The 12,834-nt window shown below is 65.6% G+C and carries 14 protein-coding genes and 1 tRNA gene; 7 read left to right on the top strand and 8 right to left on the bottom strand.

The annotated features are described in order from the left end of the window. Positions 1-197: 197 nt before the first annotated feature. Positions 198-815 carry a hypothetical protein gene (locus ACR65J_RS18975; RefSeq protein WP_440172086.1) on the top strand — a complete coding sequence of 206 codons (618 nt, stop codon included), beginning with the start codon at positions 198-200 and terminating at the stop codon, positions 813-815. An 84-nt stretch (positions 816-899) separates the two neighbouring features. Here the strand turns inward: ACR65J_RS18975 and ACR65J_RS18980 are convergent, their stop codons facing one another. Both ACR65J_RS18980 and ACR65J_RS18985 read right to left on the bottom strand, forming a co-directional pair. Beyond that, the gene (locus ACR65J_RS18980) at positions 900-1,580 is read right to left on the bottom strand and encodes a response regulator (RefSeq protein WP_043452089.1); all 681 of its coding nucleotides are present in this window, start codon (positions 1,578-1,580) and stop codon (positions 900-902) included. After that, positions 1,577-2,824, bottom strand: coding sequence for a sensor histidine kinase (locus tag ACR65J_RS18985; protein WP_440172088.1), 1,248 nt, complete (start codon positions 2,822-2,824; stop codon positions 1,577-1,579). The genes ACR65J_RS18980 and ACR65J_RS18985 overlap by 4 nt, the downstream gene beginning before the upstream one ends. 205 nt (positions 2,825-3,029) lie before the next feature. Here ACR65J_RS18985 and phoU point away from each other — a divergent pair, with 205 nt between their 5' ends. Continuing rightward, entirely contained in the window at positions 3,030-3,692 is a 663-nt protein-coding gene (gene phoU / locus ACR65J_RS18990) for a phosphate signaling complex protein PhoU (RefSeq protein ID WP_440171976.1), read from the top strand. Between the two features lie 73 nt (positions 3,693-3,765). Here the strand turns inward: phoU and ACR65J_RS18995 are convergent, their stop codons facing one another. After that, complete coding sequence (locus ACR65J_RS18995) at positions 3,766-4,512, bottom strand: phosphoglyceromutase (protein WP_440171978.1); 747 nt, start codon at positions 4,510-4,512, stop codon at positions 3,766-3,768. Positions 4,513-4,623: 111 nt separating this feature from the next. On the opposite strand from ACR65J_RS18995, the gene ACR65J_RS19000 reads away from it, so the two are divergent. After that, positions 4,624-5,469, top strand: a complete 846-nt coding sequence (locus ACR65J_RS19000) for a class I SAM-dependent methyltransferase (protein ID WP_440171979.1) — start codon at positions 4,624-4,626, stop codon at positions 5,467-5,469. A 16-nt stretch (positions 5,470-5,485) separates the two neighbouring features. On the opposite strand, the gene ACR65J_RS19005 is transcribed toward ACR65J_RS19000, so the two are convergent. Together ACR65J_RS19005 and ACR65J_RS19010 are read right to left on the bottom strand one after the other, a co-directional pair. Continuing rightward, positions 5,486-5,839: a DUF2516 family protein gene (locus tag ACR65J_RS19005; protein WP_440171981.1), complete on the bottom strand. Its 354-nt coding sequence runs from the start codon at positions 5,837-5,839 to the stop codon at positions 5,486-5,488. 9 nt (positions 5,840-5,848) lie between these two features. Continuing rightward, on the bottom strand, positions 5,849-7,039 hold the full coding sequence (locus tag ACR65J_RS19010) for a trans-sulfuration enzyme family protein (protein WP_440171983.1): 1,191 nt from the start codon (positions 7,037-7,039) through the stop codon (positions 5,849-5,851). Positions 7,040-7,172: 133 nt separating this feature from the next. Between ACR65J_RS19010 and tmk the strand changes: the two genes are divergently transcribed. From tmk to ACR65J_RS19030, 4 genes are all read left to right on the top strand, one after another. Next, complete coding sequence (tmk, locus tag ACR65J_RS19015; RefSeq protein ID WP_440171985.1) at positions 7,173-7,883, top strand: dTMP kinase; 711 nt, start codon at positions 7,173-7,175, stop codon at positions 7,881-7,883. After that, positions 7,880-9,043 carry a DNA polymerase III subunit delta' gene (locus ACR65J_RS19020; RefSeq protein ID WP_440171987.1) on the top strand — a complete coding sequence of 388 codons (1,164 nt, stop codon included), beginning with the start codon at positions 7,880-7,882 and terminating at the stop codon, positions 9,041-9,043. Before tmk ends, ACR65J_RS19020 begins: the two co-directional genes overlap by 4 nt. After that, positions 9,040-10,608, top strand: a complete 1,569-nt coding sequence (locus ACR65J_RS19025) for an alpha/beta hydrolase (protein ID WP_440171989.1) — start codon at positions 9,040-9,042, stop codon at positions 10,606-10,608. The genes ACR65J_RS19020 and ACR65J_RS19025 overlap by 4 nt, the downstream gene beginning before the upstream one ends. 105 nt (positions 10,609-10,713) lie before the next feature. Next, positions 10,714-10,786: transfer RNA gene (locus tag ACR65J_RS19030), tRNA-Thr, on the top strand. A 97-nt stretch (positions 10,787-10,883) separates the two neighbouring features. Here ACR65J_RS19030 and ACR65J_RS19035 read toward each other — a convergent pair. The 3 genes from ACR65J_RS19035 to ACR65J_RS19045 all read right to left on the bottom strand — a co-directional run bounded on the left by ACR65J_RS19035 (position 10,884) and on the right by ACR65J_RS19045 (position 12,646). Then, positions 10,884-11,663, bottom strand: coding sequence for a maleylpyruvate isomerase family mycothiol-dependent enzyme (locus tag ACR65J_RS19035; protein ID WP_440171991.1), 780 nt, complete (start codon positions 11,661-11,663; stop codon positions 10,884-10,886). A 16-nt stretch (positions 11,664-11,679) separates the two neighbouring features. Next, positions 11,680-12,087 (bottom strand): hypothetical protein, encoded by a 408-nt coding sequence (locus ACR65J_RS19040; protein WP_440171993.1) that lies wholly within the window; start codon positions 12,085-12,087, stop codon positions 11,680-11,682. Positions 12,088-12,166: 79 nt separating this feature from the next. Then, positions 12,167-12,646 carry an HAD domain-containing protein gene (locus ACR65J_RS19045; protein WP_440171995.1) on the bottom strand — a complete coding sequence of 160 codons (480 nt, stop codon included), beginning with the start codon at positions 12,644-12,646 and terminating at the stop codon, positions 12,167-12,169. Between the last annotated feature and the right edge of the window lie 188 nt (positions 12,647-12,834).

A 12,834-nucleotide genomic window follows, 5' to 3' on the forward strand; every position in this document is an offset into this window, starting at 1 on the left:
ACCGCGAAAATACGCGGAAAAACGGCCCAATCGACCCCCTCTACCCTCTTGACGGATGCGCGGATTAGTGCATCACGTAAGCGCTCGCAGGCCGGACATGACGCCGCCGAATCCTCGTTTGCCCGTCTTTGCGGATAGGCTATGGCTGAAAAAGACTTCAAATTTCTTGAGGAGTACGTGACGTGCGTTCCACTGCGATGAACCGGGCCCAGCGCGGCAAACTGGCACTGACGGCTGCTGCCCTTGGCGCCAGCCTGCTGACCGCGGGCTGCGGTTACATCACGCCCCAGCAGACCAGCCATCAGTACTCCGCCTCGGACGGCATCCGCGCAGACCTCGGTCCCCTGCAGCTGCGGAACATCCTCATCGTTTCCACCGGCGAAAACGAGCCCGGCCGCCTGATCGGTGCTGTCTACAACTCCTCCTCCAAGGACGTGAAGCTCACCGTCAAGGGCGCCAAGGGCTCCCAGACCCAGGTTCCGGTGAAGGCCAACTCCTACACGCTGCTGAACGAAAAGTCGGATGAGGCCATCCTGAGCACCACCGGCGGCAAGCCGGGCTCCCTCGTGGACGTCACGATCAGCGAGGACGGCACCAACGTCAGCAACACGGTCAAGGTTCCCGTCCTGGACGCCACCCTGCAGGAGTACAAGGACTACGTACCCACCCCGAGCCCCTCGGCGACGCCCTCCTCGTCGGCAAGCGCCAGCTCATCAGCCAGCGCGGGTTCTTCAACCAGTGCCGGCTCCTCGGCAGGAGCAAGCTCTTCCGCCAGCGCCACACCCAGCGCCACGGCAACTGCCACCAGCCGCTAAGCGGTCACCGGCGACGGCCGGCAGCTACAGCAAAAGGGAGGGGCCCATGGCTCCTCCCTTTTGTCATGGCACCAAGCGCTTCCCTTAGGGCTCGAACTTGTATCCCAGGCCGCGGACGGTCACCAGGTAACGCGGGGCCGAGGGATCCGGTTCGATCTTTCCGCGGAGCCGCTTCACATGGACGTCCAGGGTCTTGGTGTCGCCAACGTAATCGGAGCCCCAAACCCGGTCGATCAGCTGCCCGCGCGTGAGCACCCGGCCCGAGTTGCGCAGGAGCATCTCGAGCAGCTCGAACTCCTTGAGGGGAAGCAGGACCTGCTCGCCGTCCACGCTCACCACGTGCCGTTCGATGTCCATCCGGACGGGGCCGGCCTGGACCGTGGCTGAGACCAGTTCCTCCGGCTCGCCCTGGCGACGCAGGACTGCCCGGACACGGGCCACCAGTTCGCGGGAGGAGTAGGGTTTGGTGACGTAGTCGTCGGCACCGAGTTCCAGGCCCACCACTTTGTCGATTTCCGAGTCCTTGGCGGTCAGCATGATCACGGGAACGCTTGACCGCTGGCGGAGCTGGCGGCACACCTCCGTGCCGGATAGCCCGGGCAGTTGCAGGTCCAGCAACACCAGATCGGCGCCGTTGCGGTCGAACTCGGTGATGGCGTCCAGGCCGTTGTCCACCACCTCAACCTCGAACCCTTCCTTGCCCAGCAAATAGGACAACGGGTCGCTGAACGACTCTTCGTCCTCGACAATCAAAATCCTGCTCAAGCGCTAGCTCCTCGTTCTGTTGCGCCGGCGGCGCGGGGTACTTGGGTAAGACTGGACTGTTCCGGCGCCGCCTGCACCGGCGCGAGTGCCGGGGCGCCGGACCGGGAGGGCCCGTCGTCGCCATCCGGCCCTTCCATCTCCGGCAGCCGGAGGGTGAAGGTTGATCCCTGCCCGGGCTGGGACCACAGCGTCACCTCGCCGCCATGGTTCGATGCCACATGCTTGACGATGCTCAGGCCAAGGCCGGTGCCGCCGGTCTGTCGGGACCTGGCGGCATCCACCCGGTAGAACCGCTCGAAGACGCGCTCCTGGTCCTCCGGGGACAGCCCCTCCCCCTGGTCGGTCACCGAAATGGAGACCAGGCCGTCCCTGGACCGTACCCCGATGCCAACGCGGGTGTTCGCCGGTGAATAGCGGATGGCATTGTCGATCAGGTTCCGCAGCGCCGTGACCAGGAGGTCCTGGTCCCCAAACACTTTGCCTTCGGTCCGGCCACCCACCACGATGCTGATGTTCTTGCTTTCGGCAGGAAGCTGGGACCGGTCCACAGCCTCGGCGATGACCGCATTGACGTCGACGGGTGTGCCCTGCTGCGTGACGCTGGCGCCCTGCAGGCGGGAAAGTTCGATGATGTCCTGGACCAGGGCGGCCAGCCGTGCGGATTCCTTGTGCATGCGCTTGGCGAAGCGGCGGACGGCCTCTTCGTCATCGGCGGAGGATTCCAGCGCCTCCGCCAGCAGGGAGATGGCGCCCACCGGGGTTTTCAGTTCGTGCGAGACGTTGGCCACGAAGTCGTTGCGGATCTCTTCGGTCCGGGTGATCTCCGTCCGGTCATCGGCGAGGAGCAGGATGTATTCCTCACCGAGCATGGCCGCGCGCACCTGGACGATGATGGTCCCCTGCCCCAGCGGTCCCCGCGGAAGCTCAAGCTGTTTTTCCAGGATGACGCCGTCCCGCCGGACTCCTGCGGTCATGTCCAGTAGTTCCTTGTGCACCACGGTGTGTCCCCGGACCAGTCCGTACGCGTAGGCAGCGGGGCTGGCACGGACCACGCCGTCAACATCGTCCAGCACCACGAAAGCACGTCCGACGACGGCGAGCACCTCGGCGGCGCCCGCCGGCAGCGAAAGGTCCCCGGCGTCCACGTCCAGCAGTTCGCGCTGCTTCTCGCTGACCCGGTAGGCAAGCACGCCGAACGTGCCAAGCGCCAGGCCGATGAGGCCGGCAACCAGACCAATGAGCATAGGATCCACAGCTCCACTTTATGCTCTTGCCTGGCGCCTCCCGGCGGCTCCGGGCGCTTAGGGGGAACGGTTCAACTAACGTTCACCTGTGTGGGCATAATCGTTTACCGGGCGATGACAAAGTTAGAGGTCAGAGCGCCCAACGGCGACACGATTCCTGCTGCCCCGGAGCGGCCGGCGGGAGTTCCAAGGAAAGGACGCCCACGTGCGTAAGGTTTTTCAGGAAGAACTCACCCAGGTTGGTGACCAGCTGGTGGAGATCTCCCGGCTGGTCAGCGAAGCGATGGACAAGGCCACTACCTCATTCCAGGTAGCGGACGTGGACCTCGCCCAGGACGTCATCGCTGCGGATGCACGCATCGACTTCCTGCAGAACAGCCTGGATGAACGGGCCATCGACATTCTGGCGCTGCAAGGTCCTGTCGCCAGCGACCTGCGCATGATCGTAGGGTCCCTGCGGATGAGCGCATCCCTGGAGCGCATGGGTGACCTGGCACGCCACATCGCGCAGCTGGCCCGGCTCCGGTACCCCTCCACCGTGATTCCCGGGTCCATGACGGAGACCTTCAACCGCATGGCCGAACTCGACCAGGAGATCGCCGACAAGCTGACGGTCCTGCTGGAGAGCCGCGACCTTGAAGTGGCCAGGGACATCCTCAAGGCGAACACCGCCATCAACGACCTGCACTTGAGCGTCTTCAAGGCCATTGCGGCCCCCGAGTGGTCTGAGTCCCCCGCCACCACGGTGGACGTTGCCCTCGCCAGCCGCTACTTCGAGCGCTTCGCAGACCACGGCGTTTCCGTCGCCCAGAAGGTGACGTACCTGGTCACCGGCGCGTGGCAGCCCAACGCCACCGAGCACAGCTAACCCGCTTCGCCGGGATAAACCGACGGCGGCTGGTCACCTAAGGTGACCAGCCGCCGTCGTATGCGTTAACGCCTTATTTCTTGCCCTGGTTGGCTACTGCCAGGATGGCCTGTTCGGCGGCCTCGGGATCGAGGTAGGTGCCGCCGGGCTTGATCGGCTGGAAGTCTTCATCGAGGTCGTACACCAGCGGGATGCCCGTGGGGATGTTCAGGCCCGCGATAGCCTCATCGCTGATGCCGTCCAGGTGCTTGACCAGCGCGCGGAGCGAGTTGCCGTGCGCCGTGACCAGGACCGTCTTGCCAGCCTTGAGGTCTTCCTTGATGTCCGATTCCCAGTACGGCAGCAGCCGGACCAGGACGTCCTTCAGGCACTCGGTCCGCGGAAGGGCGTCACCAAGATCCGCGTAACGGGGGTCGTGGGCCTGGCTGAATTCGCTGTCGTCGTCCAGGGACGGCGGCGGGGTGTCGTAGGAGCGGCGCCATTCCATGAACTGTTCTTCGCCGTATTCGGCCAGCGTCTGGGCCTTGTCCTTGCCCTGCAGCGCACCGTAGTGGCGTTCGTTAAGGCGCCAGTCGCGCTTGACCGGGATCCAGCCGCGGTCCGCCTTGTCCAGGGCGATGTTGGCGGTGTTGATGGCCCGCTTCAGCAGGGAGGTGTAAAGAACATCCGGGAGGACGTTGTTTTCCACCAGCAGCTCGCCGCCACGCGCTGCTTCCGCGCGGCCCTGGTCGTTCAGGTCAACGTCCACCCAGCCGGTGAACAGGTTCTTGGCGTTCCATTCGCTGTGGCCGTGGCGCAGCAGAATCAGCTTGTAAGTCATGATTTTCATCCTAGCCGAGCAGTGTTGCCGCCCGCCCAGCGTTACACGGCTCCCCTCGGCGGTCGGGGCCGGGGCAGGACACCGGCGCTGAGGCAGCGATAGGGTTGGCCGGTGGTTCAAAAGGCTGAACGGGTGAACGCCCCGCAACTTTCCGGGAGGACGTCCACCGCCAGGCAGGGCCGGCCGGTGGGCAACGTGACCCGCGGCACCACCAACCCCAACCGGATGCGCCGGGTGGACCGGTGGCTGACGGGACCGCAGGCCTGGCGCCTCCGGTCGGCGACTGACCCGCTGGTGGTTGACCTGGGCTACGGCGCAACGCCCGCCACCGCCGTCGAACTCTACGAAAGGCTCGCTGCCGTCCGGCCGGACGTGCGGGTCTGCGGAATAGAAATTGAGCCAGCGCGCGTCCGGGCGGCGCTTCCCCTGCAACGTCCCGGCCTGGCGTTCCAGGTGGGCGGCTTTGAACTGCCCGTTCCCGGGCGGCCCGTCCTGGTCCGTGCCTTCAATGTCCTGCGCCAGTATGAGGAAGCCGATGTACAAGGCATCTGGCGGCTGGTGCAGGAGCGGTTGTCCCCCGATGGCTTGTTCGTGGACGGCACCTGCGACGAAATTGGACGACGCGTCACTTGGGTGGCGCTGGACCGGCACAGGCCTCTGTCCCTGGGCATCTCGATGCGTTTCGGCAGTTTCGACCTGCCATCTGATGTGGCCGAACGGCTTCCCAAGGCACTGATCCACCGGAATGTCCCCGGTGAACCGGTTCACGCCTTTATGCAGGCGATGGACAGGGCATGGATTGAGAGCGCGCCGCTTGCGTCTTTTGGCAACAGGCAGCGCTGGGTGGGTATGTGCCGGAGCCTGCGCGGCGCCGGGTGGCCGGTCCAGGACGGGCCCGCCCGATGGCGGCTGGGCGAACTGAATGTGGACTGGGACGCCGTGGCGCCCCTGGATTAGCCTCTGCTGGTGTGAATCACCAGGGGCCGTAAGGGCCCATGTTGCGGCTGCCGCCGCGGCCTGCGTCCTTTACTGCGGGACGGACATCGGCCAGGTACACGGATGCGGCGACAACCGCGGCCAGGCCGAACAGGCCAAGGGTGCCAAAGAGGCCGCCACTGGCGCCCAGCAGCGAGATGATGCCGACGGCTGCCGCACCGCCGGTGAGGGCAAGCCAGAACGTCTTGGTCCGCTTGCCGGTGGCTTCGAAGGCGTTGGGCCGGTGGCGGAGGCAGTCTACGAACGCCCACAGCTCAAGCCCCAGGGCCACCAGGCCGAGGATGAAGAACACTGCCTGCTCTATGTAACCGATAATTATTCGACCGTCCACAAGCCCAGCCTAGCCGTCCAGCGTGTCCAGCGCCTGCTTCAGGTCGGCCCAGAGGTCTTCGACGCTCTCCACCCCGACGCTCAGCCGTACCAGGTTCTCGGGGACACTGGCGGGTTCTGCTGTATGGCGGCGCCGCCGTTCAATCAGGGACTCGACACCGCCCAGGGACGTGGCCGGCAGCCAGAGATCCAGTGCCTGCACCAGTTTGTCAGCCGCGTCGGCACCGCTAAGGCCCGCCGCGGGCGCCACCTGGATGCAGATGATGGAGCCAAAGCCCTTCATTTGCGCCTTGGCACGGGTATGGCCCGGATCGTTATCGAGCCCCGGGAACCGGATGGATTCGATGGCAGGGTGCCCGGCAAGGCGTTCCGCCAGGACCATGGCCGATTCCTGGGACCGCTCCACCCGCAGCGCGAGGGTCCGCAGCCCGCGCAGTGCCAACCACGCCTCAAACGGACCGGCGATGGCGCCGTGGATGATGCGGTGGTGCAGCAGTTCGGCACGGATGTCCGGGTTGGAGGTAACCAGCGCACCGAGGACGACGTCGGAGTGCCCGGCAAGGTACTTGGTCACCGAGTGCAGGACGACGTCGGATCCCAGCAGCAGGGGCTGCTGCACCAGGGGCGTGGAGAAGGTGTTGTCCGTGACGACGATAGCTCCCACTGCGTGCGCGGCGTCCGCGACGGCGGCCATGTCCGCGATGCCCAGCATGGGGTTGGTAGGGCTCTCCAGCCACAACATGGCGGCCGCCTTCTGCGACGGGCCTTTGGGCGCAAGTGCGTCCTTGACCGCATCGGTATCGGCGATGTCCACGGTCCGGAGTTCGATGAAGCCTTTCTGCGCGAGTTCGGTGGCCATTACCAGGGAGCCGGAGTAGCTGTGGTTGGGCATGACCAGCACGCCGCCGGCGGGGATCAGGGACAGGGCCGAACTGACCGCCGCCAGTCCCGACGCGTAGAGCAGGCCAGGCAGCGCGGACCCCTCAAGCTGGCCCAGCGCTTCTTCGAACGGGTCCCAGGTGGGGTTGGAGTAGCGGCCGTAGCCCCGGTCGCCGTCACCGAGCGGGCCCGTCCCGAAGTAGGTGGAGGAAAGGATAATGGGAGGGTTGACCGGCTGGTCCCTTTCCCGTGGCGGACGCCCCGCCGCGACCACCACTGTCTCAGGTGAAAGGGATGCGGCCTGGTACTCGGAAAGACTCATGGTCAAAAGCGTACTGTTCCTGCCATTTGGGCCGAAAAGTAATGTCGCTTTGTGGACGCTGGTCCTTCCACCCGTCCTGCACAGGGGGTATTCCGAGGCCCGGAATGTCGCCCCGCCTCGGTAGGCTTGAGAAGTGAACAAACTGAAGGCCGGCGTATTCATCGCATTCGAAGGTGGCGATGGTGCCGGTAAGTCCACCCAGGCGGCCCGGCTTGCGGCGGCGCTGGAATCGCGTGGCTACACCGTGCTGCGGACCCGTGAACCCGGGGGCACTCCCGTCGGCGAAAAACTTCGCTCCCTTGTGCTGGACCACGGCAACGGGGAAATCGACGCCCACACGGAAGCCCTGATCTTTGCGGCTTCCCGCGCTGCCCACGCCACCCAGGTCATCCGCCCCGCGCTTGGCCGTGGCGACATTGTGCTGACGGACCGGTATATCGACTCCTCGGTGGCTTATCAAGGGGCCGGCCGCAACCTGGGCCAGGACGCCGTGCGTTCCGTCAACGAGTGGGCCACATCCGGCCTGCAGCCGCACCTGACCGTCCTGCTGGACGTAGATCCGGAGCTGGGGCGACGCCGCCGGACGGCGGGGCAGGCAGCAGAAGACCGCTTGGAATCCGAAGCGGACGAGTTCCATACCCGCATCCGGCACGCTTTCCTTGACCTGGCGGCACGCCGCCCCGCCTCGTACCTGGTCCTCCCGGCCCATTTGCCGGTCGATGACCTGGCCGTGCGGATCCTCGCCCGGGTCGACACCCTGCTTGATGCTCCCCTCGCAACCGTGCAGGATGCTGTGCCGCAGCCTGCAGTGCCGGGAGCTGCACCTGACGGTGGTGGCTCGTGACCGTCTGGGATGACCTCCAGGGCCAGCCCGCCGTCGTCGAACAACTGCGGCAGGCCGCCAGCGGTGAGGGCCTGACTCATGCCTGGCTTTTCACCGGGCCGCCGGGCTCCGGCCGGTCCAATGCGGCCAAGGCATTCGCGGCCGCGTTGAACTGCGACCAGGAGGACGTAGGCCTGCGTGGCTGCGGCCAGTGCCAGGCATGCCACACGATTTTGGGCGAAACCCATTCGGACGTGACGTTCGTGCGCACCGAAAAGGTCACCATCACCATCGATGAGGCGCGTGAACTCGTTGCGACGGCGGGAAACCGGCCTTCGTCGGGGCGGTGGCGCATCATCGTCGTGGAGGACGCCGACCGCATGGCCGAACGGACCACCAACGTGCTGCTCAAGGCCATCGAGGAACCGACGCCGCGCACGGTATGGATGCTGTGTGCGCCATCGCCCGCCGATGTCCTGGTCACTATCCGCTCGCGCTGCCGCAGCGTTGCCTTGCGGTTGCCGCCAGCTTCGGATGTTGCCGCCCTGCTGGTCAGGCGCGACGGCGTGGACCCTGCCCTCGCTGAGCAGGCAGCCCGTACAGCGCAAAGCCACGTGGGCATTGCCCGCCGGCTGGCGAGTGATCCCGCGGCAAGGGAACGCCGCCTGGAGACGGTCCGTTTTCCGCTTGGGCTGCGCGGCGTAACGGCCGCGGTCATGATGGCGGACAAACTGGTCAAGATCGCCACTGCAGAAGCCAACAGCTCCAATGAGGAGCGGGACGCCGCGGAGAAGGCCGCCCTCCTGGCCACGCTGGGGGCGCCCGAATCCGGAACCCTGCCCCCGGCGATGCGCAGCCAGTTGAAACAGCTCGAAGACGACCAGAAACGGCGTGCGAAGAGATCCATCACGGACTCGCTGGACCGGACACTCACCGATTTGCTGTCGTTTTACCGGGATGTCCTGGTCATCCAGTTGGGGAACGCCGTGGAACTGGTCAACGTTGAGTTGAGGAGTGAGCTGGAGGAGTTCGCCGCCCGCAGCACTCCGGAAGCCACCCTGGCCCGAATGGACGCCATCAACAAAGCCCGCGACCGCATCACCACCACCAATGTTGCCCCGCTGCTGACCATCGAGTCCATGGCGGCCAGCCTGATCCAGCCCTCCAAGGAGACCCGATGACTGCCCGCCCACTGCCCGCACGCCACAGGTCCCTGGCGGTCGCCGTCCGTGCCGCGGGGGCCATGGCCCTGGCCATGGTCCTGGCCTCGTGCAGCCTCCTGAACGGCGGCGGCAAGAACGCGCCGGAGGCTGCCACCGCCAAGGCTGATCCTTCAATTGTGGCGTCCGCTCCTGCCGGTCTGGAAAAGTTCTATTCGCAGGAAGTCGTCTGGCAGCCCTGCGAAGGGGAGTTCCAGTGCGCCAAAGTGACTGTCCCCATGGACTACGCCAATCCGGGCGGCGAGACCATCGAGCTGGCTGCGCTGCGGGCGCCAAGCACGGGCAAGAAGACCGGCAGCCTCCTGGTCAACCCCGGCGGTCCGGGCGCCTCCGGCTACGACTTCGTCAAGGACGCCGCCGGAACCCATTTTTCAGCTGCTGTCCGCGATGCCTACGACCTTGTCGGTTTCGATCCGCGCGGCGTGAAGCGCTCCGCCCCCGTCAGCTGCATGACTGATGCGGAACGGGACGCCTCCCGGGCCAAGATCTACGCTCTCGAGACCGATGCCGGGCTGCAGGCGGCACTGGCGGACAACAAGGCCATCGCCGCCCAGTGCGCGGCACAAACAGGTCCGGTCCTGGCCCATATCGACACCGTCAGCGCTGCCAAGGACCTGGACGTGCTCCGTGCCGTGGTGAACGACACCAAGCTGAACTACCTGGGGTACTCCTACGGGACGTTCCTGGGCTCCACCTACGCCTCGCTGTTCCCCGACAACGTGGGCCGCATGGTGCTTGATGGCGCCCTCGATCCGTCCATCACCAACGAAGAGCTGACCAGCGGCCAGGCCCGGGCCTTCGAAAAAGCGCTCCACACCTATGTTGCCAGCTGCCAAAAGCAGGGCAAGTGTCCGCTGAGCGGCGATGCCGACTCCGGCGTACAGCAGATCCGGGACCTGATCGATTCCATCCAGGAGACGCCCCGCACCGCCAAGGACGGCCGGCTGGTCAACGCCACCACGTTTGTCAGCGGCCTGATCACCCCGCTTTATAACGACCAAAGCTGGCCAGCCCTCACCCAGGCGCTTGAGGCCGCGATGTCCGGAGACGTAAGCCTCATGCTCCGCCTCGCCGACCTCGGCGCCGACCGCGCGTCGGACGGTTCGTACACCTCCAACTCGACCTTCGCCTTCAACGCAATCAACTGCCTTGACTACCCCATGGTTTCGGACGCCGCGGGCATGCGTGCTGAAGAGAAGCGGCTGGAACAGGATTCCCCCACCCTTGGGTACTTTTTTGCCTACGGCGGGACGACGTGCGCGGACTGGCCGTACAAGAACGTGCGTACTCCCGCGCCGGTGGAATACAGCGGGGACTCCCCCATCGTGGTCATCGGCACCACCGGCGATCCTGCCACCCCTGTTGACTGGGCCGCATCGCTGCGCAAGCAGCTGGGGAACGCCGCACTGCTGACCTGGAAGGGAGAGGGGCACACCGCCTACGGCCGGGCCAACAGCTGCCTTGAGGACTCCGTGGACAAGTACCTGGTGAGTGGAAAGCTTCCGGCCGACAACACGGTCTGCTGACGGCCTCGGCGGCGTCCGTGGAGCTCATTTTGACCGGGGCGCGGGGACTCTATTACAGTTGACTCTTGCATGAAGCGCCCGGTTCCACCGGGGATTTCATGCGGTGCTTCCTTAGCTCAGTCGGTAGAGCGTTTCACTCGTAATGAAAAGGTCATCAGTTCGATTCTGATAGGAAGCTCGGGATAAACCCCCTAGAAATCAAGGTTTCTGGGGGGTTTTTCGCTGGTTAACCGACCCTGTTGGGTTTTTGGTGCGTCACCTCACAGCTCACTTACTCAGAGTGGCAACAGGTGCTGAAGCACTCCCGTGGGCTGCCCCCGCCCCGAAAGGATCCGGCAGCATTCGATGGCATCAATTTGCAGGCTGTCATCAAAGCCGGCCGGACGGCTGAACCTGCCTCCGGCGGGGCCCGTGAGGATGAGGCAGAACGGGTCCTGATGCCGGGTTGCCCATTCCGCGATAAGGTCCTCGACGATCCGGCCGTCATGATCCCGCGTCTGGTTGAGTGGCTGGCCCGTGGCGCGGCAGATGTCTATGCGATGCATCCAGACGTCACGGGTGAATCCGACGTCGAACAAATAGCTCAGTGGCTGCCACCCGAAGTCAACGTCGGCCATCCGGCCGAGCGGCAGCACCGGAAGGGCCCTCACGGCGCCCGGCAGCCGGCGCCGCGCCCTGAGCGCAGCAGCAGACGCGTTGCGCCATCTTGCTGCGATGCCTTCAGGCTCCAGCTCTGTCCGGGCCCGGAGCTGGGCTTCGTTCAGGCCGTCAACCCAGTGATGGCCGTTGATTTGCCTGGTGAGCTTGCGTCCCTGCCAGACCTGGCGGAGGAACTCCCGGGGTGACGCTTGCGCCTCGGCCGAGGCTATGACGTGGACGGCAATGTCCCTTACCGTCCAGCGTGTGCAGTCGGTGGGTGCGCTCCAATGCTCGCGGCGGAGTTGCTCAAGGAGTATCAGGAACTGACGATTTTCTTCCGCGGCCAGCTTCATGGCTTCACTGTGGTGGATTCTGGTGATGGCCGCGGCGTCCTTCTCAGGGGGCTGTGGGCTCATCGTGGTTTCTGCTTTCTCATCGGACCGGCCCCCGCTGCCGGCGGCCGCGGGCCCAGATGACCTCAGCCACTGCGCTCAAGGCCATCGGAAAGGAAACGACGGCAGCGAGATGGCGCAGCAGACTGTCGGGGTCCACCAGCGCCGCCCAGCCCACGAGGACGCCTGGCAGCCCGACGCAGACGGTCACCCAGACAGGGTTACCCCGCGCATGTGACCATGCCGAGGCCGCGAGGGAAACGGCGGAGCCGGCGTAGACGTAAAGGCTGCCGGTCCAGGACTGCTCCATTTGCGCTGGCGTCGGCAGCCACAGGGACCAGCCCCCACGGACGATCCCGTAGCCGACCAGGACCAGCGAGGCGAGGACGAGCAGGATCCAGAGAGTGGCGCCGGTCCACCGCCGCCTTGCTTCGGAACCTGTCTCCACCAGCTGTTCTCCTCTACTGAAAACCACATTGCTTGGAAAGCGCGGCCCCGCCCCTTGTAGCCGCGGTCCCATCGGCGCGTCATCCGCCCGCGATGAACGCCTCGATCCGCGCCACGTGCGCTTCCGCCAGGCCACGGTCAGGATCAGGTTGTTCCAGGTGCACCGGCTGGCCGTGCTCGTCGGCCCATTTCCTGGCGTCCGGTCCAAGTACATCGTCGACCCAAACCACTGAGTCCCAGTCGGCGTCGTCTGCGGCGTCCATCCTGAACAGCCATCGGGCAACTGACGTCAATTTTGGTGTCGGCATGTCTGCGTCGGCCTGCCGGAACACCATGGTGACCCGCAGCGGTTCGACGTCGAGCTCCAGCTGGGCTTCCAGCCCTGCGACGCTGTCTGCCGGCCACGTGGACACCCATGCGATGCGTCCGCTGCGGGCAAGGCGCCGCACCAGGGCGCGCTTTTCGTTGGAGAGCCGGAGCAGCGGCCTGTCCCCTCCGATGCCCGGGCACACGGCAGGATTCAGGACACCATCGATGTCCAGAAGAATGATGGGCTTCACGGTCTGGTGAGAGGCGCTGCGGTCAGGGCCGGGCAGGCTGCCGAGACCGCCATCCTCTTGAACCCGGCCGCCTCCGCTAAGGCTGCTGCTGTCATGTCCCCCACTCCCCCAAGTGCCTGCGTTGCGCTGAGTCTACTGCCCGCAAGCCTGGACGCCGTGCACCCGCAGTCTTGTTACCGTGGGTCAGG

Source organism: Arthrobacter sp. SAFR-044 (genome assembly GCF_059414985.1).